Source organism: Streptomyces sp. NPDC060184, from assembly GCF_042728795.1.
In the GTDB taxonomy this organism is placed as follows: Bacteria; Actinomycetota; Actinomycetes; order Streptomycetales; family Streptomycetaceae; genus Streptomyces.
In genome coordinates this window covers 1-22,838 of the sequence record NZ_JBHWYX010000058.1, presented here as the reverse complement: position 1 = coordinate 22,838, position 22,838 = coordinate 1, and the positions used below count along the sequence as shown (strand labels likewise).

The window sequence follows — 22,838 nt, the reverse complement described above, 5'->3', positions numbered from 1 at the left end:
ATGCGTGAGTCGAAGGGGACACACCCGGCCCACTCTTACGATCCCTGACGTCCCGCGGCCGGACGTCGGCCCCCCGGGTGCTTTTCACGGCCTCCGTGTACCGCAGCTGGAGTACGCCGTCTCCACCCGGTCCGCACCCCCGGCGGTACCTCCCGCCCGCGCCGCCCGGCGCCGGGTCACGCGCTCCGGGGGCGTACGAGTCCCGACTCGTAGGCGATGACGACCAGTTGGGCGCGGTCGCGGGCGCCGAGCTTCGCCATGGCCCGGTTCACATGGGTCTTGACGGTGAGCGGGCTGACGGCGAGGCGTTCGGCGATCTCGTCGTTGGAGTGCCCGGCGGCGACCTGGACCAGCACCTCGCGTTCGCGGACGGTGAGCGCGTCCAGCCGTTCGGCGTGGGCGGCGGCGTCGGGCAGCTCGTCCGAGGAGGCCGCCTGCGCGAGGAAGGTGGCGATCAGCCCCTTGGTGGCGGCCGGGGAGAGCAGCGCCTCCCCGGCGGCGGCGACGCGTATCGCCTGGAGGAGTTCCTCGGGTTCCGCCCCCTTGCCGAGGAAGCCGGAGGCCCCGGCCCGCAGCGACTCCACGACGTACTCGTCCACCTCGAAGGTGGTCAGCATGACGACCCGTACGCCGGACAGCGCCGGGTCCGCGCCGATCAGGCGGGTCGCGGCGAGGCCGTCGGTGCCGGGCATCCGGATGTCCATCAGGACGACGTCGGGTGCGGTGGCGCGGGCGAGCTCCACCGCCTGGGCGCCGTCGGCCGCCTCGCCGACGACCCGCATGTCGGGTTCCGAGTCGACCAGCACCCGGAACGCGCTGCGCAGCAGCGCCTGGTCGTCGGCGAGCAGCACCCTGATCACGCTCACGCGAGTCCCCCCGTACGGTCCGCAGCGCCCGGCCGGGCGTCCACCGGGAGGATCGCATGCACCCGGAACCCGCCTCCGTAGCGGGGGCCCGCCGTGAGGGTGCCGCCGAGCGCGGTGACGCGTTCGCGCATGCCGAGGAGGCCGTGGCCGCCGCCGAGTCCGCCCTGGGCGGGGACCGCGGGGGTGCCGCGGCCGTTGTCGAGCACGGTCACCTCGGCCACGGCTCCGACGCGTACGACGCTGACCTCGGCTCTCGTGCCGGTTCCGGCGTGCTTGCGCACGTTGGTCAGGGCCTCCTGGACGACCCGGTAGGCGGCCAGGTCGACGGCGGCGGGCAGCGGGGCGGCCTGCTCGGGGCAGGCGACCTCGACGGGGAGTCCGGCGTTGCGGAAGGTGTCGACCAGCTCGCCGAGGACGGCGAGGCCGGGCGCGGGTTCGGTGGGGGCGGTGGGGTCGCCGGACTGGCGCAGCAGCCCCACGGTGGCGCGGAGTTCGTCGAGCGCGGAGCGGCTGGCGTCCCGTACGTGCGCGAGCGCCTCCTTGGCCTGGTCGGGGCGCTTGTCCATGACGTGGGCGGCGACCCCGGCCTGCACGTTGACCAGCGCGATGTGGTGCGCGACGACGTCGTGCAGGTCGCGGGCGATGCGCAGGCGCTCCTCGGCGACCCGGCGGCGGGCCTCCTCGTCCCGGGTGCGCTCGGCGCGCTCGGCGCGTTCCCGGATCGCGTCGATGAAGGCCCGGCGGCTGCGCACGGCGTCCCCGGCCGCCCCGGCGAGGCCGGTCCAGGCGACGACGCCCAGATTGATCTGGCTGTACCAGGGGGCGGCGCCGAAGATCATCGCGGTGGCCGCGAGGGCACCGCTGGTGACCAGCCCGACCCGCCAGGTGGTGGGCCGGTCGGTGCGGGAGGCGACGGTGTAGAGGGCCACGACCGCGCTCATCACCACCGGTCCCGGCGGGTCCACGACCACGAACTCGACGACCGAGAGGCAGCAGGTGAAGCCGAGCACCTGAAGGGCCCGCCTCCGGCGCAGCGCCAGGGCCGCGGCGCCGAGCAGCATCAGGACGACGCTGGAGGTGGCGGGGGTCCGCGAGCCGAAGGAGGGCCCGTGGTGTCCGGGGCCGCCGGAGTCGGCGAAGGACGCCACGAGCATGGTCCCGAGGACGGCGAGGGCGAGCGCCGCGTCGAAGGCGAGCGGGTGCTCCCGCAGCCAGCGGCGGGCGCGCGCGAGTCCGGTTCCGAGGGTGGTCACGTCGGGCAACGGTACGGCGTGCGGGGAGCGGGGCGGCCGGGACGGCCGGCTGCGCGCTCCGGTACGCCCCCCGCGCGCGCACGCACGCGCCCCGTACGCGCCGCACCCCGGTCTCCGTACCCACACGCGCCGCCGCCCGCCCAGGGTCCGGGCGGGCGGCGGGGTGGAGTCGGTGGAGTGCTCGGTGCGGGAGTGCGGTGGGTCCGGTCAGCCGGGGATGAGCCCGTCGTCGTGGAGCATGGCGCGGACCTCTTCGAGGGTGGCGTCGGGGGACGGGAGGATCAGCTCGGACGGCTCCAGGGAGTCGTCCGGCAGCGGCGAGCCCAGCTCGCGCACCCGGCCGAGCAGGGCGTGCAGCGTGGTGCGGAAACCGGGTCCGTCGCCGCGCTCCATCTCCGCGAGCAATTCGTCGTCGAGCGCGTTCAGCTCGGCGATCGTGCCGTCGGCCAGTTCCACCTGGCCCTCCCCCATGATCCGTACGATCATGACCGTCCTCAGCTCTTGTCGTACCGGTGCGGTGACTTCTGCTGGGAGCCGGGCGCGGTGTCCTGGGAGCCGCCCTCGATGGCCTGCTGGCCCGCCGAGGTGCCGCCGGCCAGTTCGGCCTTCATCCGCTGGAGCTCCAGCTCCACATCCGTACCACCGGAGATGCGGTCCAGCTCGGCGGCGATGTCGTCCTTCGCCGTGCCGGTCGGGTCGTCCAGGGCGCCGGAGGCCAGCAGCTCGTCGATCGCACCGGCCCGTGCCTGCAGCTGCTGCGTCTTGTCCTCCGCCCGCTGGATGGCCAGGCCGACGTCGCCCATCTCCTCGGAGATGCCGGAGAACGCCTCCCCGATGCGGGTCTGCGCCTGGGCCGCGGTGTAGGTGGCCTTGATCGTCTCCTTCTTGGTGCGGAAGGCGTCGACCTTGGCCTGGAGCCGCTGGGCCGCGAGGGTGAGCTTCTCCTCCTCGCCCTGCAGGGTCTGGTGCTGCGTCTCCAGGTCGGTGACCTGCTGCTGGAGGGCGGCGCGACGGGAGAGCGCCTCGCGGGCGAGGTCCTCCCGGCCGAGCGCGAGGGCCTTGCGGCCCTGGTCCTCCAGCTTGGACGACTGGCCCTGCAACTGGTTCAGCTGCAGCTCCAGCCGCTTGCGCGAGGTCGCGACGTCGGCGACTCCGCGGCGCACCTTCTGCAGCAGTTCCAGCTGCTTCTGGTACGAGTAGTCGAGGGTCTCGCGCGGGTCCTCGGCCCGGTCGAGGGCCTTGTTCGCCTTCGCGCGGAAGATCATTCCCATCCGCTTCATGACACCGCTCATGGGCTTCGCGCGCCCCCTTCTTGACGACTGAGCTCCAGCACTCCGACAGAACCCACAGTACGGGCCCCGCATCCATTACCGCACTGTTCGGGGCCCGATGTGCTCCTCCCCAAGGACGACTGCGGCGGCCTGCCGCTCCCGCCCGAGGAGTACGAGGCGGACGCGGGCCGACCGGGGCGGATGCCCCGGTTGTCCCGGTGTCGCCCCGCTGGGCACACCGCTGAGGACGCGGGCCGTTGCCGGATCGTTCCCGCCCGGTCCGACTGCCCGCCCGCCGGACCCCGTACCCTTGGGTTTTGTGTTCCGTAGCCGTTCCAAAGAAGAGAAGGCCCCCACCGACAAGGTGACGGCGGACCTCTCCACCCAGTCCCGCGACCCCCAGGCTCCCAAGGGTCGCCCCACGCCGAAGCGCAGCGAGGCGCAGACGCAGCGGCGTCGCGCCTCGACCACGCCGGTCGACCGCAAGGAGGCGGTGAAGCGCTCGCGCGAAGCACGCCGGGTCGACCTGGCCAAGCAGCGCGAGGCCCTCGCCTCCGGCGACGAGCGCTACCTCCCGGTCCGCGACAAGGGCCCGGTGCGGCGCTTCACCCGTGACTTCGTGGACTCGCGCTTCAGCATCGCCGAGTGGTTCCTGCCGATGGCCGTGATCATCCTGGTCCTCAGCGTGATCCAGATCCGGAACATCCAGAACATCTCGCTGCTGCTCTGGCTCGGCGTGATCGTGCTGATCGTGCTGGACTCGATCGGCCTGGCGTTCCGGCTGCGCAAGCAGCTGCGCAGCCGCTTCCCGGACACCCCGCAGCGCGGCGCCGTCGCCTACGGCCTGATGCGTACGCTCCAGATGCGCCGGCTGCGGCTGCCGAAGCCGCAGGTCAAGCGAGGAGAGCGGCCCTGACCGCCGGGGCCTCGGGATTCTCCGGAGGCTCCTCGACCTGGCTCGCGGGGCTCGGCGGACTGCGCAACGTCGTCCGCCAAGAGCTCGTGGCCCGGCAGCTGGACGAGCAGATAGCCGCCCGCTTCCCCGTGGGGCGGCGCCTGCGCGTCCTCGACGTCGGGCTGGGCCAGGGCACACAAGCCCTGCGCCTGGCGCGCGCCGGTCACTCGGTGACCGGTCTGGACTCCGACCCCGAGATGCTGGCTTCGGCCCGTGCGGCGCTGGAGCACGAGCCCGAGGGCATCCGCGAGCGCGTCCGGCTGATCGAGGGCGACGGCTCGGAGACCGGCGTCCACTTCCTGCCCGGCACCTTCGACATGGTGCTCTGCCACGGCGTACTGATGTACGTCGAGGAGCCGGACGCCCTCCTGGCGGGGCTGGCCCGGGTGCTGGCGCCCGGCGGCCTGCTCTCGCTGCTCGTACGGAACGGCGACGCGCTGGCGATGCGCCCGGCGGCGGCCGGCGACTTCGGCTCGGCGCACGCCGCGTTCGACGCCGCCCGCTACACCAACCGGCTCGGCCTCCAGGTCCGGGCCGACCGGCTCGACGCGCTGACCGCCACCCTGGCGGGGATCGCGGCCCCGCTGCACGCCTGGTACGGGGTGCGCGTCTTCACGGACGGCGCGCCGGGCGACACCCCGCTGCCCGAGCCCGCCGAGCTGGAGCAGATCTTCGCCGCCGAGGAGCGGGCGGGCCGGACCGACCCGTACCGGCGGGTCGCCGCGCTCCTCCACCTCTGCGGCGTACGCGGCGAACGGACCTGAGGCCCGAGGACCCGACGGCCCTCCCCCGCCGGGGCGGGTCTCCGGGCGACCGGGGCCGTCCAGCCGCGACGGCCGGCCGGTCACTGCGCCGACTCCGCCCGGTCAGGTGGGTCCGGCCGTTCGACGCGGCCGTTCCCCGCGTCCGGTGCCCCGGTCTCCGTACGGTCCGTTCGGCCCAGCAGCACCCGCCGCCCGGCAGGGGCGAACGGGATACTCCGGACATGGACGCCTCCCCCTCCCGCCGCCGCGCGCGCCGGCTGCCGCTGTCCCTGGCCGCAGGTCTCTGCTCCCTCGCCCTGGTGAGCGGCTGCTCCGACTCCGGCACGGCCTCCCCCGAGTCCTCACCGTCGGCGGCCCGGCAGGGTTCCGCGTCCCGTGCCGTGGCGGAGCTGGAGTCCGACTACCAGCGGGTCATCAACGACGTGCTGCCCTCCGTTGTCCAGATCCAGACCGCCGACGGGCTGGGCTCCGGCATCGTCTACGACGACGACGGCAACATCGTGACCAACGCGCACGTCGTCGGCGACGAGAAGTCCTTCAAGGTCAGCGTCGCCACCGGGGAGAAGGTGCTCGACGCCTCGCTGGTCTCGTCCTACCCGGACCAGGATCTGGCGGTCGTCCGCCTCGACGACAAGCCGGACGGGCTGCGGGCGGCGAAGTTCGGGGATTCGGAGAAGGTCGAGGTGGGGCAGATCGTCCTGGCGATGGGCTCGCCGCTCGGCCTGTCCAGCAGCGTCACCCAGGGCATCGTCTCGGCGCTCGGCCGGACGGTCAGCGAGTCCCGCTCCGGCGGCGGCACGGGGGCGACCCTCGCCAACATGGTGCAGACCTCGGCGGCGATCAACCCGGGCAACAGCGGGGGCGCGCTGGTCAACCTGAACAGCGAAGTCATCGGCATTCCGACGCTCGCGGCGACCGACCCCGCCCTCGGCAACAGCGCGGCGCCCGGCATCGGCTTCGCGATCCCGGTGTCGACGGTGAAGACCATCGCGGACCAGATCATCGACAAGGGCAAGGTCACCGACTCGGGGCGGGCCGCGCTCGACATCACCGGCCGCACGGTCGTCGACGACGACTACCGGCCCGCCGGTGTGGCGCTGGTGAGCGTGGTCCGGGGCGGGGCGGCGTACGACGCGGGGATGCGGGTCGGCGACATCATCACCCGGATCGGTGACACCGAGGTCACCACGATCACCTCGCTCGCGGAGGCGCTCGCCGCCGAGCAGCCCGGGGACCGGGTCCGGGTGACGTACACCCGCGGCGGTGCCACGCGGACGGCCGAGGTCACGCTCGGGGAGATCTGACCCCGTCGGACGGGCGGGTACGGGAGCGGGCGGTCCGGGAGTCTTGGGGCCGCCCGCTCCCGTCGGGTCAGACGGTCTCCGCCTCCGGGCCGGACGCGGCCGGCGCGTCGGGGGCGGCGGGGGCGTCGGGGGCGGCGGTGCCTGCGCCATCGGTGGCGCCGTCGGCCGTGCCGGGTTCCGGGTCCGGCTCCGCGTCGGGCTCCGGGCCGGGCTCCGGCTCGGCCGCCGTTTCCGCGTGGAGGCTCATCGGGCCGTAGATCTTCGTGGAGTCGTCGAAGAGCGTCACCTGGTCCGCCCCGCCGTCCAGGAGTTCCTTCCAGAACTCGCCGATCCAGGACTCCGCGTCACCCTGCGTCGTGAATTCCTCCGGCTGCAAGGCCGGCTCCGTCTCCGTACCGTCGGACTTCTCGAACCGCCACGTCCACGCCATGTCAGCCTCCTGGGTCCTGTCGCTGCCCCGAGCCTAGGGCCTCGACCCGCGATCCCGCCGCGATCGTCGGGAAGATTGCCGCCGGGTGTGCCCGGAACCCGCCCGCGGCCCGTCCGGTGGGAACCACGACGACCGCCAAAACGGGCGGCGCGTGGCGCGGCTCGGGGGGGTGCCGCAGGTCGCGCCGCCCGCCCCGCCGGACGGGCGGGACTTTCGGTACCCGCCCCGGGGACGCGCCAGGGCCGGGCGCGCACGCCCGGCGCACACGCGGCAGGATCAAGACGTGGAACTGACTCTCCTCGGCACCGGAGCCCCCGGCGGGCTGCCCCGGCCCGACTGCCCCTGCGCCGTGTGCGCGACCGCCCGCGGCACGTCCGCGCGGGCCACGACGGCCCTCCTCGTCGACGACGCCGTGCTGCTCGACCTCACGCCGGGCGCGGCGCTCGCCGCCGCCCGCGCGGGGCACTCGCTGGCCGGGGTGCGCCAGGTGCTGCTGACCCGCCCGCAGAACGGCCCCGCCGTCGAACTGCCCCCGGGGCTCCCCCGGCCGGGCCGGGTGCCGGACGGGCAGGTGCTGACGCTGATCAGCGGGCACCGGGTGCGGGCGGTGCCGATGGACGCGCCGGGCACCGGCTACGAGGTCACCTCCCCCACCGGTGAGCGGCTGCTCTACCTGCCGCAGGGTGCCGCGCCGGCCGGGCTCGCCGAACCGTTCCCGGAGCCGTACGACCTGGTGGCCGGAGACGTGGTGGGGCGCCCCGACGCGGTGGCGCGGCTGCGGGCGGTGGGCGCGGTCGGGCCGCTCACCGAGATCGTCGCCGTCCACCTGGACCACGACGCCCCGCCCGGGGCCGAGCTGGACCGCAGGCTCGCGGCGGCCGGGGCCCGGGCGGTGCCCGACGGGGCGACGCTGGTGACCGGGGAGTACCGCCCCCTCCCCGAGGTGCCCCGCCGCACCCTGGTGACCGGGGGCGCCCGCTCGGGGAAGTCGGTGGAGGCGGAGTTGCGGCTGGAGACCTTCCCCGACGTGGTGTACGTGGCGACGGGCGGCCGGCGGGACGGGGACATCGAGTGGGCCGCGCGCGTCGGGCTGCACCGGGAGCGCCGGCCGTCCGCCTGGCGCACCGAGGAGACCTGCGAGGTCGCGGAGCTGCTGCGGGCGGACGGGCCGCCGCTGCTGATCGACTGCCTGTCGCTGTGGCTGACCGACGCGATGGACCGGGTGGACGCCTGGGACGACGGCCGGTGGGCGGACGGCGGCGAGAAGGCGCTGCGGGCCCGGGTCGCGGAGCTGGTCGCCGCCGTGCGGGAGACCTCGCGGACCGTGGTGGCGGTGACCAACGAGGTCGGTTCCGGTGTGGTCCCGGCGACGGCGGCGGGCCGGCGGTTCCGGGACGAGCTGGGGCGGCTGAACGCGGCCTTCGCGGCGGAGTGCGAGACGGTGCTGCTGGTGGTGGCGGGCCTGCCGGTGGTGCTGCGGGGGTGACCGACGGGGCCGGGGGCCGGACGGCGCGTCCGGCCCCGCGTGGCGACCGCGCCCGGACCGCGCGGGACCGCCCCTACCTCAGCCGGTTCAGTACGGCGGTCGCCATGGCCTGCTCGCCCTTGGCGTTCGGGTGGGCGGGAGCCGCGGGCGAGGCCGGCACGAGCGGCTCGATCCAGCGGTCCTCGGGAGCCTTGCACATGTCGCGCCCGACGGTGGGCCCGTAGGTGTCCACGTACTCGGCGCGGTTGCGGACCGCCACCGCGCGGAGCATCGCGTTGAGCCGCTTCTCGGTGTCCCGCAGGTAGGGGAAGTCCCCTGCCGCGAAGGGCACCGCGGGAAAGCAGCCGCTGCCGTCGTCGGGCAGCAGGTCGGGGTAGCCGACGACCAGCACCCGCGCGTGCGGCGACCGCGCGTGCACGGCCCGCAGGACGCGCTCGATCTTCGGGGCGGTCTCCGCGACGGCCTCGGTCAGCCGGTCCGTCCCGGAGGAGGTGTAGTGGTTCCGGCAGGGACCGCCCGCCGGATCCTGGACGCCCAGACCGGCGCAGGTGGCGATGATGGACCCGAACCCGATGTCGTTGCCACCGATCTGGAGGGTGACGAGACCGGTGTCGCGGCCCAGCGCCCGCAGCTGCGGGGGGTTGGTGCCCTGCGCGGTCCACATCTGCTCGGTCGTCGCACCGCCGCAGCTGACGTCCTCGAACACGGACGCCTTCGTCCGCTCGGCGACCAGGGAGGGGTAATTGCGCGCCGAGCGCGCGCAGTTCGCGTCGGTCTGCGGGAGTATGCCGGGCCCCGACGTGTACGAGTCCCCGAGCGCGACGTAACGCGGGCCGTGCGCCGCGCCTCCGCCGTACCCGTGGCCGCGACCGTGCCCCGAACTCCCGTGTCCGGCACCTCCGCCGTGCCCGGATTCCCCGCCGTGCGCCGCGGCCGGCGTCACCGAGGCCATGAGCAGCACGCAGCTTCCGAGCGCGGCCCCCGCCGCCACCGCCCGTGCCCGCCGCGCGGCCTTGCCCGTACCCGTGAGTCCGTCGTCCGCCATGTGCGTTCCTCCCCGTAGGACCTGGGCGCCGCCACGCGGGCCGGCACCGCACGACGGAGCTTGTATACCGCCGGGTAGCTCCGCGCGGCCAGAGGCGGGCGGCGGCGATTTCGCCCACCGGCCGCCCCGGCCTCTGCCGCCCGTGCCTCGCCGCCCGCAGCGCGCGCGGCCCGGGGGGCGTGGGCGGAGCCGTCGGCGGGGTGCCCTCGGGGGCGGTCGGGGGAAGGGGGCAGCGGATACTGTCCGGATACTGTTCCGCAGGGAGCCCGCCCGCGGGCTCCGGCCCCCGACGCAACGACCCGCGAGGCAGACCTCCGTGAACCTGGACGACTTCTCCGACCTGATCGAGCGCCCCGACGGCGGTGTGCGGCGCGACGCCGAGGACCGCCGGGGGCGGCTGATCGTCCCGCCCGGCGCGCTCGGCCGGCTCGACGAACTGGGCGAATGGCTGTCCGCCGCACAGCAGACCGTGCCGGTCCGGCCGGTGGACCAGCCGCGCGTGGTGCTCTTCGCCGGTGACCACAAGGTCGCGGAGCTCGGCGTCTCCGGCCGCGCCGCGGGCAGCGCGTACGAACTGGTCCGCGCCACGCTGGACGGGGCGAGCCCGCAGGCGGTGCTGGCCCGGCGGTTCTCGGTGCCGGTACGGATCGTCGACGCGGGTCTGGACTGCGACCCGGAGCTGCTGCCGGAGTCCGTGGTGCGCAGCCGGGTGCGGCGGGGCGCCGGCCGGATCGACGTGGAGAACGCGCTGACCGCCGAGGAGGCCGCCGCGGCCGTGGCGCTGGGCATCCGGATCGCGGACGAGGAGGCGGACTCCGGTACCGACCTGGTGGTGCTGGGCGACCTCAGCGTGGGCGGCACGACGGCGGCGTCCACGCTGATCGCCGCGCTGTGCGGCACCGACGCGTCGGTGGTGACCGGGCGCGGTGGCGCGGGGATCGACGACCTGGCGTGGATGCGCAAGTGCGCCGCGATCCGGGACTCGCTGCGCCGGGCCCGTCCGGTCCTCGGCGACCAGCTGGAGCTGCTGGCGACGGTGGGCGGCGCGGACCTCGCGGCGATGACCGGGTTCCTGCTCCAGTGCGCGGTGCGGCGGCTTCCGGTGATCCTGGACGGCGTGGTCTCGGCGGCCTGCGCGCTGGTGGCGCAGCGGGCCGCGTTTCGGGCGCCGGACTGGTGGCTGGCCGGGCACGCGAGCGGTGAGCCCGCGCAGGCGAAGGCGCTGGACCGGATGGCGCTGACGCCGCTGCTCGACCACGGGGTGACGGTCGGCGGGGGTACGGGCGCGCTGCTCGCCCTCCCGCTCGTGCGGGCCGCCGCCGCGTTCGCCGCCGAACTGCCGGAGCGCGAGCCGGAGGAGCCCCCCGGGGAACCGGATGCCGAGCCGGACGAGAAGCAGGACGCCGGGCTGGGCGCCGAGGTGGCGGACCCGGCGCTCTGAGTACGGGTCAGGGCTTCGGGCCGGGCAGCGGTACCCGGTCCGGGGCCCCGCCGATCAGGTCCTGGAACCTGCGGCGGGGCCCGGCCCAGCGCACGTCGTGGTGGTAGGCGCGCAGCACCGCGCGGGCGCGGGCCCTGTGGCGGCGGCCGTAGAACCGCTTGGCCCACGGAGAGGCGGGGCGGGCCAGGCGCAGCGCGCCGATCAGCGCCACGAAGGGGACGAGGGCGCCGACGACCGCCATCCGCGCCTTGCCCTTGAAGAGGGCGATCAGCACGAAGAGGAAGTTGACGACCATCGTCAGGACGAGGCCGAGCCGGCCGTTCTCCTGTTCGTCCGTCAGCTCGTCCACCCCGAGGGGCGAGAAGCCCGCGAGGGCCAGCAGCACGAGCGAGGTCGTCAGCACGACCATCTCCACGCTCTGGCGGCCCTGCTCCGTCCAGTAGACGTCGTCCAGGTGCAGGATCAGCGCGAACTCGTCCAGCACCAGCCCCGCCCCGACCCCGAAGACCACCGCGAAGACCATCGCGGTGACCCCGTGCTGGCCGCTGGCGACCGCGCCGAAGCCGCCGAGGACGGAGAGCACGACACCGGGGACGACGTGGTGGACGTGGACCCCGCCCGGGGTGATGTTGCGGAACGGCCCCTTCCCGGCCCGGATCATGCGCGTGATGGTGCGGGTGATGGCGAAGGTCAGCACGAACGCGGCCAGCGCGAGGAGCAGCGGCAGCTTTCCCGGTTCGGTGATGTTGGTGTACCACCAGTGACCCATGCCACCCTCTCCCGATCGGTCACCCTCATGCATATTCGTCATATCTTGTCCGATTGACTGGCGTTGCGCACGGGCTACCGTGCTCGCGGTGACCTCCCTGAACAGCCACGGCCTCCGCTTCGCCTTCGGCACCCTCACCGTGCTCCCCGTCCGCGTCACCCGCTGGGACCGCGACACCGCCCGTGCGGGCATGCTCCGCGCACCGCTCGCCGGGCTCGTGGTGGGACTGCTCGCGGCGGCGCTCGGTTCGCTGGCGCTGCTGGCCGGCTCGGGTCCGCTGCTCGCCGCCCTCGCCTCCGCCGCCGTACCGGCCGTACTCACCCGGGGCCTCCACCTGGACGGACTCGCGGACACGGCGGACGGGCTCGGCAGCGGCAAGCCCGCCGAGGACGCGCTGCGGATCATGAAGCAGTCGGACATCGGGCCGTTCGGCGTGATCACTCTGCTCTTCGTGCTGCTGGCACAGGTCGCCGCCGGTTACGAGCTGTACGCGCGCGGCTGGCAGCAGGGCGCGGCGGGCGCGGTGGCGGCCGGTGTCGTCGCCCGTCTGGCCCTGACGCTCGCCTCGCGCCGGGGCGTACCGGCAGCCCGCCCGGAGGGGCTGGGCGCGGCGGTGGCCGGCACGGTCCCGGGGCCGGGGGCGGTCCTGGTGGCGGCGGTCGCGGTCGCGGCCTGCGCCGCGGCCGGGGCGGTGTCCGGGGCGGGCGGGGCCGCGCACCACGCGCTCGCCGCGCTGCTGGCCCTCGGGGCGTCCGAAGTGCTGCTGCGGCACTGCGTGCGGCGGTTCGGCGGGGTGACGGGGGACGTGTTCGGCGCGGTGGAGGAGACGGCGGCGACAGCGGCCCTGGTGGTGCTGGTGCTCGGCTGACGGGAGGCCGGGGGCCGCAAGGAGCCGCTCGGGGCCGTACGGGAGGCCGGGGGCCGTACGGGCCGGATCAGGGTGCCGCGGGCTCCCCCGGGTCCGTCGCGCAGCTCCTGCGCCAGGCACCGAGCTCGTACTTCTTCTCCAGCGAGCTGAGCCCGAGTGCGCGCGAGCGGGCGCAGAACGCGGCGGCCGGCAGCTCGTACTCGACGTGGAAGACGGCCTTGTCCGCCTCGACGAAGGGGACCAACTCCTCGCACTCCTCGTACTGGGCGCACTGCTCGTTCACCGCGAAGTCGAAGTCCGGTTCGAGGGCGGGGATCTGGTCCAGGTCGTTCTTGAGGCCGACCGCCAGGCCGTGGCGGTGGGCGATGCGGGCGATCAGCCGGTTGTACGCCAACTGGTCGGCGGCCGTGAGCGGGAAGCCGGTGTCGTTGCGGTAGCCGTCCATGTTGTCCGGTTCCACGGCGTCGAAGCCCTTCTCGGCGCACATCGCGATCCGGGTCTCCATCAGGGGCTCCAGGAGGTCGGTGCGCCTGATGTCGAGCCAGCGCTCGCCCTCCCAGCCGTTGCCCTTGCCCAGCAGGGCCGCCGGGAACGCCTCGGCGTCCGGACGGAAGTCCTCGTGGGCACCGGTGGAGAGGTAGCAGATGACCTTGCTGCCCCGGTCGTGCAGACCGGCGACCGCGGCGGCGTCGTGGTCGAAACCGTCGATGTCGTGGACCGGGACGTCCACGGCGGGGTCGAGCCGCCCGGAGAGCTGCCACTGCCAGTCCAGGCCGGGCCGGGGGTGCCACCACCCGGCCGCCTGGTCCGCCGGGTCCGCCGGGTCAGCGGGAGCCGTTGGGGAACCCGGAGCCGCCGAGACCGTCGGGGCTTTGCCGGATCCTCCCGAGGTGCAGCCGGAGAGCAGCGGAGACACCATCAGGAGGGTGACCGCCACCGGCCGGCCCAGCCTCGTCCCGTACACCTTTTCCGACCCCGTTCCCGTATCCGTACATGCCGTACATGCCGTGCGCGACGCGGCACGCCCTCGTCCCGCCGTCGCCAACGACCCTATGTGACCGGCCGGTTCGTCCCGCGCACCGCGTGGAGCGGCCCGGGCGGGCGGCCGGGCGCGTCCCGGACGCCTCCCGGCCGGTCAATACCGCCGTGGTTGCGCCGAAACGGCGCGCGTAGGCTCATTCCCTGCGCATAGCGGGCGCATCTACGATGCGCCGGGCACGGTCGGCCCACCCCCTCGACCGATCCAGTTACTCAACGGAAGCGAGAATTCACCACCGTGACTGCTCTCACTCTCAGCACCGCAGGTGCGGCGACGCTGCGCGCCGACGCACTCGTCGTCGGCCTCGCCAGGGGTTCCAAGGGGCCGGTGCTCGCGCCGGGCGCCGAGGCCGTGGACAAGGCCTTCGGCGGAAAGCTCGCCGCCGTCCTGGAGACCCTGGGTGCCACCGGTGCCGAGGGCGAACTCATCAAGGTCCCCGCCGCCGGAGGCCTCAAGGCTCCCGTCGTCATCGCGGTCGGCCTGGGCGCCGTCCCGGACTCGGACGACGCCTACGACTCCGAGATCCTGCGCCGCGCCGCCGGTGCCGCCGCCCGCGCCCTGGGCGGCGCGAAGAAGGCGGGCTTCGCCCTTCCGGCCTCGACCGTGGAGGACGCCGGAGCCGTCGCCGAGGGCGCGCTGCTCGGCGCGTACGCCTTCACCGCCTACCAGGGCGGCGAGAACAAGCTCGCCCCCAAGCCGGTCAAGGCCAACGGCCCCAAGCTGCCGCTCGCCGAGGTCACCGTCCTCGGCGCCAAGCCGCGCGACAAGGCCTTCAAGGCCGCCGCCGCGCGCGCCGTCGCCGTGGCGGAGGAGATCAACCGCGCCCGCGACCTGATCAACACCCCGCCGAACGACCTCTTCCCCGAGTCCTTCGCCGCCGTGGCCACGGCCGCCGGCAAGGAGCACGGCATCAAGGTCCAGGTGCTCGACGAAAAGGCCCTGGTCAAGGGCGGCTACGGCGGCCTGATCGGCGTCGGCCAGGGCGCCGCCCACGGCCCCCGCCTGGTGAAGCTCGCCTACACGCACCCGAAGGCGGAGAAGACCCTGGCCCTGGTGGGCAAGGGCATCACCTACGACTCGGGCGGCATCTCGCTCAAGCCGGCCGGCCACAACGAGACGATGAAGTGCGACATGAGCGGCGCCGCCGCCGTGTTCGCCACCGTCGTCGCCGCGTCCCGTCTCGGCCTGCGCGTCAACGTCACCGGCTGGCTGGCGCTCGCGGAGAACATGCCCGGCGGCAACGCCACCCGCCCGGGTGACGTGCTGCGCATGTACAGCGGCAAGACCGTCGAGGTCCTCAACACGGACGCCGAGGGCCGGCTCGTCCTCGCCGACGCGCTGACCCGCGCCTCCGAGGAGGCCCCCGACGCGATCGTCGACGTGGCGACCCTGACCGGCGCGATGGTGCTGGCCCTGGGCAACCGCACCTTCGGCATCATGGCCAACGACGACGCCTTCCGTACGACGATCCACGAGATCGCCGAGGAGGTCGGCGAGGCGTCCTGGCCGATGCCGCTCCCCGCCGACCTGCGCAAGGGCATGGACTCCCCGACCGCCGACATCGCCAACATGGGCGAGCGGATGGGCGGCGGCCTGGTGGCCGGTCTGTTCCTCAAGGAGTTCGTCGGCGAGGGCATCGCCTGGGCGCACCTGGACATCGCGGGCCCGGCCTTCCACGAGGGCGCGCCGTACGGCTACACCCCCAAGGGCGGCACCGGCTCGTCGGTCCGCACCCTGATCCGTCTCGCGGAGCGCACCGCCGACGGCGACCTGGGCTGACCACCCCGGTCCGCCGGGACCGGAAGTCCAGGACCGAGGTCCCGGACTTCCGGCCTGTGACCAAGTCGTACAGCCCCGGGCGGATGTCCGGGGCTGTACGCATTGCGTGCGCCGCGGGAACCGCGAGAGGCGCCGCCCGGCCGGGTTTCGCTCTGGACGAACTCGGCTGAATCCGTACGTTTCTACGCGGAAGCGACCCGCGGCGGGGCCCGCGGCGCCCCGTCCGGACCGGGCCCCGCGTCCCACCGACGGTCAACAAGTGCGAAGATGGGTTCTCGGCAGGACAGGGCCCCCACCACAGGGCCGAACGACTCAAGCGGCCGAACACCAGCCGACCGGCCGGTCACACCCCACGGGGCCCGGCGTACGGCGCACATGCATGGAGGACGTGACGTGGCGAACGACGCCAGCACCGTTTTCGACCTAGTGATCCTCGGCGGTGGCAGTGGCGGTTACGCCGCGGCCCTGCGCGGAGCGCAGCTGGGCCTGGACGTCGCCCTGATCGAGAAGGGCAAGGTCGGCGGTACCTGCCTGCACAACGGCTGCATCCCGACCAAGGCGCTGCTGCACGCCGGCGAGATCGCCGACCAGGCGCGCGAGGCCGAGCAGTTCGGTGTCAAGGCCACCTTCGAGGGCATCGACATCGAGGCCGTCCACAAGTACAAGGACGAAGTGATCTCCGGCCTGTACAAGGGCCTGCAGGGTCTCATCGCCTCGCGCAAGGTGACGTACGTCGAGGGTGAGGGCCGCCTGTCGTCCCCGACCTCGGTGGACGTGAACGGCGAGCGCATCCAGGGCCGCCACATCGTGCTGGCGACCGGCTCCGTGCCGCGCTCGCTGCCGGGCCTGGAGATCGACGGCAACCGCATCATCTCCTCGGACCACGCGCTGAAGCTGGACCGTGTCCCGAAGTCGGCCATCGTGCTCGGCGGCGGCGTCATCGGCGTCGAGTTCGCCTCGGCGTGGAAGTCCTTCGGCACCGACGTGACCATCGTCGAGGGCCTGAAGCACCTGGTCCCGGTCGAGGACGAGAACAGCTCGAAGCTTCTGGAGCGCGCGTTCCGCAAGCGTGGCATCAAGTTCAACCTCGGCACCTTCTTCGACAAGGCCGAGTACACGCAGGACGGCGTCCGCGTGACCCTCGCCGACGGCAAGACCTTCGAGGCCGAGGTGCTGCTGGTCGCCATCGGCCGCGGCCCGGTGTCGCAGGGCCTCGGTTACGAGGAGGCCGGCGTCGCGATGGACCGCGGCTACGTCCTCGTCGACGAGTACATGCAGACCAACGTGCCCACCATTTCGGCCGTGGGCGACCTCGCCCCGACCCTCCAGCTCGCGCACGTCGGCTTCGCCGAGGGCATCCTCGTCGCGGAGCGGGTGGCCGGCCTGAAGGTCGTCCCGATCGACTACGACGGCGTGCCGAAGGTGACGTACTGCCACCCCGAGGTCGCCTCCGTCGGCATCTCCGAGGCCAAGGCCAAGGAGATCTACGGCGCGGACAAGGTCGTCGCCCTCAAGTACAACCTGGCGGGCAACGGCAAGAGCAAGATCCTGAAGACCGCGGGCGAGATCAAGCTCGTCCAGGTCAAGGACGGTGCCGTGGTCGGCGTCCACATGGTCGGCGACCGCATGGGCGAGCAGGTCGGCGAAGCACAGCTGATCTACAACTGGGAGGCGCTGCCGGCCGAGGTCGCGCAGCTCATCCACGCCCACCCGACCCAGAACGAGGCCATGGGCGAGGCCCACCTCGCGCTGGCCGGCAAGCCGCTCCACTCCCACGACTGATCCAGTCCCGGGCGACGACCGACCACTTCCGCAATTCGTAAGGAGCAACCGAAACCATGTCGGTTTCCGTAACCCTTCCGGCGCTCGGCGAGAGCGTCACCGAGGGCACTGTCACCCGTTGGCTGAAGGCCGAGGGCGAGCGCGTCGAGGCTGACGAGCCGTTGCTCGAGGTCTCGACCGACAAGGTCGACACCGAGATCCCCTCCCCCGTCTCCGGCGTCCTGGCCTCCATCAAGGTCGCCGAGGACGAGACCGTCGAGGTCGGCGCCGAGCTGGCCGTCATCGACGACGGCTCCGGCGCCCCCGCCGCGGCTCCGGCCGAGGCTGCCGCTCCGGCCGCCGCGCCCGCCGCCGAGGCTCCGACCGCCCCGTCGACCGAGACCGAGGCCCCCGCCCCGGCCCCGACCGCCGAGGCCACCGCCGGCGCCTCCTCCGCCGAGGGCACCGACGTCACCCTGCCGGCGCTCGGCGAGAGCGTCACCGAGGGCACCGTCACCCGCTGGCTGAAGGAGGTCGGCGAGGAGGTCACGGAGGACGAGCCCCTGCTCGAGGTCTCCACGGACAAGGTCGACACCGAGATCCCGGCCCCGGTCTCCGGCGTGCTGCTGGAGATCGTCGTCGGTGAGGACGAGACCGCCGAGGTCGGCGCCAAGCTCGCCGTCATCGGTGCCAAGGGCGCTGCTCCGGCCGCCCCGGCCGCTGCCCCGGCCCCGGCCGCCGCTCCGGCCCCGGCCGCTGCCCCGGCCGCCGCCCCGGCCGCTCCGGCTCCGGCCGCTCCCGCCCCGGTGGCGCCCGCCGCTCCGGCGCCCGTGGCCGCCGCCCCGGCCCCGGTCGCCGCTCCGGCCCCGGTCACCCCGGTCGCGACCTCCGGTGACGACGGCGCGTACGTCACGCCGCTGGTCCGCAAGCTCGCTTCGGAGAACGGCGTCGACCTGGGCGCGGTGAAGGGCACCGGCGTCGGTGGCCGCATCCGCAAGCAGGACGTCGTCGCCGCCGCGGAGGCCGCCAAGGCCGCCGCCGCCGCTCCGGCCCCCGCTGCCGCCGCCGCTCCGGCCGCCTCCAAGGCGCCGAAGCTGGAGGCGTCGCCGCTGCGCGGTCAGACCGTCAAGATGACCCGCATGCGCAAGGTCATCGGCGAGAACATGATGAAGGCGCTGCACTCGCAGGCCCAGCTGACCTCGGTCGTCGAGGTCGACATCACCAAGCTGATGAAGCTGCGCAACCAGGCGAAGGCCGCGTTCGCCGCCCGCGAGGGCGTCAAGCTGTCCCCGATGCCGTTCTTCGTGAAGGCGGCGGCCCAGGCGCTGAAGGCCCACCCGGTCATCAACGCCCGGATCAACGAGGACGAGGGCACCATCACGTACTTCGACTCGGAGAACATCGGCATCGCCGTGGACGCCGAGAAGGGTCTGATGACCCCGGTCATCAAGGGTGCGGGCGACCTGAACATCGCCGGTATCTCGAAGAAGACCGCCGAGCTGGCCGGCAAGGCCCGCGGTGGCGGCCTCACCCCGGACGACATGTCGGGTGCCACCTTCACCATCAGCAACACCGGTTCGCGCGGTGCGCTGTTCGACACCGTCATCGTGCCCCCGAACCAGGCCGCCATCCTGGGCATCGGTGCCACGGTGAAGCGCCCGGCCGTCATCGAGACCGCCGAGGGCACCGTCATCGGCATCCGTGACATGACGTACCTGTCGCTCTCCTACGACCACCGTCTGGTGGACGGCGCGGACGCCGCCCGTTACCTGACCTCGGTCAAGGCGATCCTGGAGGCCGGTGAGTTCGAGGTCGAGCTCGGCCTCTGAACGACCCGGCTGTAACGAGCCTCACCAGCAGCGCCCCCGTCCGGACCACCTCCCGGGCGGGGGCGCCGCCGTATTGTCTAGACACCGCGGCCACCCCGGTGGCCGGGGCCGGTCGCAGTCGGCGCACCGGTTCGCCCGAAGGAGCACCTCATGACCCCGCCCGTCGTCCACTCGCTGCGCGAACAGATCCGCGAGCACATCGTGGACGGGATCGTCAGCGGGCGCTGGAAGCCGGGCGAGCGGATCGTGGAGCGGCGGATCGCCACCGAGCTGGAGGTCAGCCAGACGCCGGTGCGCGAGGCGCTGCGCGAGCTGGAGACGCTGCGGCTGATCGAGTCGGCGCCCAACAAGGGTGTCCGGGTCCGCAACCTCACCGCGGCGGACCTGGAGGAGAGCTATCCCGTGCGGGCGGGCCTGGAGCAGATCGCGGCGGAGCTGGCGGCCCCCGCTCTCGTCGCGGACTGCTCGGCCCTCCAGCCGCACGTGGCGGCCCTCTACGAGGCCGACCGGGCGGCCGACGGAGAGGCGCAGGTGCGCCACACGGTGGGCTTCCACCGGGAGCTGGTGCGGGCGGCCGGCAACGCGGTGCTGCTGCACACCTGGGAGGGGCTGGGCATCGAGGTGTTCACGGCCCTGTCGATCCGGTGGCTGGGCACGGTGCAGAAGTCGTACGCGGAGGAGCACGAGGCGCTCATCGACGCCTTCCTGCGGCAGGACCCGCAGATCGGGCCCCTGGTCAAGGCGCACGTGCTGGGCTGCGCGCCGCGCGCCTGAGGCCCGGTGGCGAGGGCCGTACGCACCCCCGTGCCCGGGTGTGCGAGGGCGGGGCGCGAGGGCGGGGCGCGAGGGCGGGGCGCACCCCTTTCCGCCCGGGTGCGCGAGGGCCGGCCTCGTGGGTCGTGCGTACCGCTCGCCCAGGTCCTCGGCGGTCGGAGCCGTACTTGTTATTTCTCACGCCCGCGTTGCCGTCAGATTTCCCATCTGTCACCGCCATCGCTCTTCCGAGCGAACCGTGACCGTTTTACACCACTAAATCCCGTCACTCCGTGCCCCATTTGGCGGCACCCCATGCCATTTTCTTCATATCGAGAAGTTTTCCCTTTCAACCCTTTGATCGATCATCGATCAGGGATTTACAGTTCTTCGCGGGCCCACCGGCCCGTCGCCCTGTCCTGCCAGTCAGGGATTTCTCCACCCCCTCCCACTCCGGAAGGCGGCGATCATGACCGACCCCGTAGGAAAGCGTCCGAGCGAACTCGACCAGTTCCCGGACCGCGACCCCGAAGAGACCGCTGAATGGGCGGCCTCTCTGGACGCCGTGACCAAGGCCGCGGGGCCGCATCGCGCCGCGTACCTGATGAGGCGTTCGCTCGAACACGCCGAAGGCGCCGGTCTCGCGCTGCCCAAGCTGCTGGAGACCGACTACGTCAACTCCATCCCGACCGCCGCCGAGCCCGAGTTCGACGGCGACCTGGAGATGGAATCCCGCATCACCGCGTGGAACCGCTGGAACGCGGCGGCCATGGTGACCCGCGGGGCGAAGTACGGCGTCGGCGGCCACATCGCCACGTTCGCCTCGGCCGCCTGGCTGTACGAGACGGGCTTCAACCACTTCTTCCGCGGCAAGGAGGGGGACGGCTCCGGTGACCAGCTCTACATCCAGGGCCACGCCTCCCCCGGCATCTACGCCCGCGCCTTCCTCGACGGCCGGCTGAGCGAGCAGCAGCTCGACAACTTCCGCCAGGAGTCGGGCGGCGACGGCCTGCCGTCCTACCCGCACCCGCGGCGCCTGCCCTGGCTGTGGGAGTTCCCCACCGTGTCGATGGGCCTCGGCCCGCTGTCGGCGATCTACCAGGCGCGCTTCAACCGCTACCTGGCCAACCGCAACATCAAGGACACGTCCAACTCGCACGTCTGGGCGTTCCTGGGCGACGGCGAGATGGACGAGCCCGAGTCGACGGCCGCCCTGGCGCTCGCCGCCCGTGAGGGTCTCGACAACCTCACCTTCGTCATCAACTGCAACCTGCAGCGTCTCGACGGCCCGGTCCGCGCCAACTTCCGCGTGGTCCAGGAGCTGGAAGGCGCCTTCCGCGGGGCCGGCTGGAACGTCGTCAAGACGCTCTGGGGCAACGCGTGGGACGAGCTGTTCCAGCTCGACACCACCGGTGCGCTGGTCCGCCGCCTCCGCGAGGTCCCGGACGCGCAGTTCCAGACGTACGCCACCCGTGACGTCGCGTACATCCGTGAGCACTTCTTCGGTGCCGAGCCCGCGCTCGTCGAGCTGGCGAAGCTGCTCACCGACGCGAAGATCGCCGAGTGTTTCTACACCTCGCGCGGCGGTCACGAGGCCCGCAAGGTCTACGCGGCGTACAAGGCGGCCCTGGAGCACAAGGGCGCCCCGACCGTGATCCTCGCCCAGACGGTGAAGGGCTTCACGCTCGGCAAGGGCTTCGAGTCCAAGAACGCCAACCACCAGATGAAGAAGCTGTCCCTGGACGAGTTCAAGGACATGCGCGAGCTGCTCGGCCTGCCGATCCCGGACAGCGCCTTCGAGAGCGGTGTGGTGCCCTACGGTCACCCCGGCGCCGACTCCCCCGAGGTCCGCTACCTCCAGGAGCGCCGCGCGGCCCTCGGTGGCCCGGCCCCCGCCCGCCGGGTGCACGCCGCGGCCCTGCCGCAGCCCGAGGAGCGCGCGTTCGCCGCGCTGAAGAAGGGTTCCGGCAAGCAGGAGATGGCCACCACCATGGCCTTCGTCCGCCTCGCCAAGGACCTGATGCGGGACAAGGAGACCGGCAAGCGCTGGGTTCCGATCGTCCCGGACGAGGCCCGTACCTTCGGTATGGAGTCGCTCTTCCCGTCGGCCGGCATCTACTCGCCGCTGGGCCAGACGTACGAGCCGGTCGACCGCGACCAGCTGATGTACTACAAGGAAGCCAAGGACGGCCAGATCCTCAACGAGGGGATCACCGAGGCCGGCTCGATGGCGGACTTCATCGCCGCGTCCACGTCGTACGCGACGCACGGCGAGACGATGATCCCGTTCTACATCTTCTACTCGATGTTCGGCTGGCAGCGGACCGGCGACCAGATGTGGCAGCTCGCCGACCAGCTCGGCAAGGGCTTCATCGTCGGCGCCACGGCCGGCCGTACGACCCTGACGGGTGAGGGCCTTCAGCACGCGGACGGCCACTCGCACCTGATCGCGGCCACGAACCCGGCGTCGCTCAACTACGACCCGGCCTTCGCGTACGAGATCGCGGTGATCGTCAAGGAGGGTCTGCGCCGGATGTACGGCGAGCCCGTCGAGGGCGAGGACTCCAACGTCTTCTACTACCTGACGGTCTACAACGAGCCGAAGCCGCAGCCCGCGATGCCGGAAGGCGTCGAGGAGGGCATCGTCAAGGGCCTGTACCGCTTCAAGGAGGGCACGCCGGCCAAGGCCGACGCGCCGCGCCTGCAGCTGCTGGCCTCCGGTACGGCCATCCACTGGGCCCTGGAGGCCCAGGAGCTGCTGGCCGCCGACTGGGGCGTCACCGCCGACGTGTGGTCCGCCACCTCGTGGGGCGAGCTGCGCCGCGACGCGCTGGAGGCCGACGCCGCGCTGCTCCGGGGCGAGGAGCGGGTGCCGTACGTGACGCAGGCGCTCGCCGGTGCCCCCGGCCCGGTGCTCGCGGTCAGCGACTGGATGCGGCAGGTTCCGGACCAGATCAGCCAGTGGGTGGAGCAGGACTGGTCCTCGCTCGGCACGGACGGCTTCGGCCTCTCCGACACCCGTGACGCCGCCCGCCGCCACTTCGGCGTCGACGCGCAGTCGGTCGTCGTCGCGGCCCTGGCCCAGCTCGCCAAGCGCGGCGAGGTCCCGGCCGCCACGGTCAAGGAGGCCCGGGAGCGCTACGGACTCTGATCCGCAGGCCCTGACGCCCTCGCACCGAACGCCGTGGCCCCTCCGGAACACCGGAGGGGCTGTCTCTTATACAC

Annotated in this window: 18 protein-coding genes and 1 pseudogene; 11 read left to right on the top strand and 8 right to left on the bottom strand. The window is 73.3% G+C overall.

Annotated features, from left to right (window positions below; translation table 11 throughout):
* Positions 1 to 176 precede the first annotated feature (176 nt).
* From ACFWEE_RS29020 to ACFWEE_RS29005, 4 genes are all read right to left on the bottom strand, one after another.
* On the bottom strand, positions 177 to 866 hold the full coding sequence (locus ACFWEE_RS29020; RefSeq protein WP_386893532.1) for a response regulator: 690 nt from the start codon (positions 864 to 866) through the stop codon (positions 177 to 179).
* Entirely contained in the window at positions 863 to 2,119 is a 1,257-nt protein-coding gene (locus ACFWEE_RS29015) for a sensor histidine kinase (RefSeq protein WP_386893530.1), read from the bottom strand. Before ACFWEE_RS29015 ends, ACFWEE_RS29020 begins: the two co-directional genes overlap by 4 nt.
* Positions 2,120 to 2,326: 207 nt before the next feature.
* Positions 2,327 to 2,605, bottom strand: a complete 279-nt coding sequence (locus ACFWEE_RS29010; protein WP_386893528.1) for a hypothetical protein — start codon at positions 2,603 to 2,605, stop codon at positions 2,327 to 2,329.
* Positions 2,606 to 2,613: 8 nt separating this feature from the next.
* A complete protein-coding gene (locus ACFWEE_RS29005; RefSeq protein WP_386893566.1) occupies positions 2,614 to 3,399 on the bottom strand; it encodes a PspA/IM30 family protein in 786 nt (261 codons plus the stop codon).
* 310 nt (positions 3,400 to 3,709) lie between these two features.
* Here ACFWEE_RS29005 and ACFWEE_RS29000 point away from each other — a divergent pair, with 310 nt between their 5' ends.
* The 3 genes from ACFWEE_RS29000 to ACFWEE_RS28990 all read left to right on the top strand — a co-directional run bounded on the left by ACFWEE_RS29000 (position 3,710) and on the right by ACFWEE_RS28990 (position 6,413).
* The gene (locus ACFWEE_RS29000; protein WP_386893526.1) at positions 3,710 to 4,306 is read left to right on the top strand and encodes a DUF3043 domain-containing protein; all 597 of its coding nucleotides are present in this window, start codon (positions 3,710 to 3,712) and stop codon (positions 4,304 to 4,306) included.
* A 59-nt stretch (positions 4,307 to 4,365) separates the two neighbouring features.
* Positions 4,366 to 5,109 (top strand): class I SAM-dependent methyltransferase, encoded by a 744-nt coding sequence (locus ACFWEE_RS28995; RefSeq protein WP_386893564.1) that lies wholly within the window; start codon positions 4,366 to 4,368, stop codon positions 5,107 to 5,109.
* Positions 5,110 to 5,330: 221 nt separating this feature from the next.
* Entirely contained in the window at positions 5,331 to 6,413 is a 1,083-nt protein-coding gene (locus ACFWEE_RS28990) for a S1C family serine protease (protein WP_386893524.1), read from the top strand.
* A gap of 223 nt (positions 6,414 to 6,636) precedes the next feature.
* On the opposite strand, the pseudogene ACFWEE_RS28985 reads toward ACFWEE_RS28990, so the two are convergent.
* Positions 6,637 to 6,843 (bottom strand): annotated as a pseudogene (locus ACFWEE_RS28985) (hypothetical protein); the annotation flags it as partial.
* 283 nt (positions 6,844 to 7,126) lie between these two features.
* On the opposite strand from ACFWEE_RS28985, the gene ACFWEE_RS28980 reads away from it, so the two are divergent.
* Entirely contained in the window at positions 7,127 to 8,329 is a 1,203-nt protein-coding gene (locus ACFWEE_RS28980) for a bifunctional adenosylcobinamide kinase/adenosylcobinamide-phosphate guanylyltransferase (RefSeq protein ID WP_386893522.1), read from the top strand.
* A gap of 73 nt (positions 8,330 to 8,402) precedes the next feature.
* Here the strand turns inward: ACFWEE_RS28980 and ACFWEE_RS28975 are convergent, their stop codons facing one another.
* On the bottom strand, positions 8,403 to 9,374 hold the full coding sequence (locus tag ACFWEE_RS28975) for an SGNH/GDSL hydrolase family protein (RefSeq protein ID WP_386893520.1): 972 nt from the start codon (positions 9,372 to 9,374) through the stop codon (positions 8,403 to 8,405).
* A 316-nt stretch (positions 9,375 to 9,690) separates the two neighbouring features.
* Between ACFWEE_RS28975 and cobT the strand changes: the two genes are divergently transcribed.
* Entirely contained in the window at positions 9,691 to 10,815 is a 1,125-nt protein-coding gene (cobT, locus tag ACFWEE_RS28970) for a nicotinate-nucleotide--dimethylbenzimidazole phosphoribosyltransferase (RefSeq protein WP_386893518.1), read from the top strand.
* 7 nt (positions 10,816 to 10,822) lie between these two features.
* Here cobT and ACFWEE_RS28965 read toward each other — a convergent pair whose 3' ends face one another.
* Positions 10,823 to 11,584, bottom strand: coding sequence for a hypothetical protein (locus tag ACFWEE_RS28965; protein ID WP_386893517.1), 762 nt, complete (start codon positions 11,582 to 11,584; stop codon positions 10,823 to 10,825).
* An 88-nt stretch (positions 11,585 to 11,672) separates the two neighbouring features.
* Here ACFWEE_RS28965 and ACFWEE_RS28960 point away from each other — a divergent pair, with 88 nt between their 5' ends.
* Complete coding sequence (locus tag ACFWEE_RS28960) at positions 11,673 to 12,452, top strand: adenosylcobinamide-GDP ribazoletransferase (protein WP_386893516.1); 780 nt, start codon at positions 11,673 to 11,675, stop codon at positions 12,450 to 12,452.
* 67 nt (positions 12,453 to 12,519) lie between these two features.
* Here ACFWEE_RS28960 and ACFWEE_RS28955 read toward each other — a convergent pair whose 3' ends face one another.
* The gene (locus ACFWEE_RS28955) at positions 12,520 to 13,371 is read right to left on the bottom strand and encodes an endo alpha-1,4 polygalactosaminidase (protein WP_386893562.1); all 852 of its coding nucleotides are present in this window, start codon (positions 13,369 to 13,371) and stop codon (positions 12,520 to 12,522) included.
* A gap of 357 nt (positions 13,372 to 13,728) precedes the next feature.
* Between ACFWEE_RS28955 and ACFWEE_RS28950 the strand changes: the two genes are divergently transcribed.
* The 5 genes from ACFWEE_RS28950 (at position 13,729) to aceE (ending at position 22,764) form a co-directional block, all read left to right on the top strand.
* On the top strand, positions 13,729 to 15,270 hold the full coding sequence (locus ACFWEE_RS28950; protein WP_386893514.1) for a leucyl aminopeptidase: 1,542 nt from the start codon (positions 13,729 to 13,731) through the stop codon (positions 15,268 to 15,270).
* Positions 15,271 to 15,663: 393 nt separating this feature from the next.
* Positions 15,664 to 17,052, top strand: a complete 1,389-nt coding sequence (lpdA, locus tag ACFWEE_RS28945) for a dihydrolipoyl dehydrogenase (RefSeq protein ID WP_386893512.1) — start codon at positions 15,664 to 15,666, stop codon at positions 17,050 to 17,052.
* Positions 17,053 to 17,108: 56 nt separating this feature from the next.
* On the top strand, positions 17,109 to 18,860 hold the full coding sequence (sucB, locus tag ACFWEE_RS28940) for a 2-oxoglutarate dehydrogenase, E2 component, dihydrolipoamide succinyltransferase (protein WP_386893510.1): 1,752 nt from the start codon (positions 17,109 to 17,111) through the stop codon (positions 18,858 to 18,860).
* 150 nt (positions 18,861 to 19,010) lie between these two features.
* Positions 19,011 to 19,634 carry a GntR family transcriptional regulator gene (locus ACFWEE_RS28935; protein WP_386893508.1) on the top strand — a complete coding sequence of 208 codons (624 nt, stop codon included), beginning with the start codon at positions 19,011 to 19,013 and terminating at the stop codon, positions 19,632 to 19,634.
* Between the two features lie 448 nt (positions 19,635 to 20,082).
* Positions 20,083 to 22,764, top strand: coding sequence for a pyruvate dehydrogenase (acetyl-transferring), homodimeric type (aceE, locus tag ACFWEE_RS28930; RefSeq protein ID WP_386893506.1), 2,682 nt, complete (start codon positions 20,083 to 20,085; stop codon positions 22,762 to 22,764).
* The last annotated feature ends 74 nt before the right edge of the window (positions 22,765 to 22,838 follow it).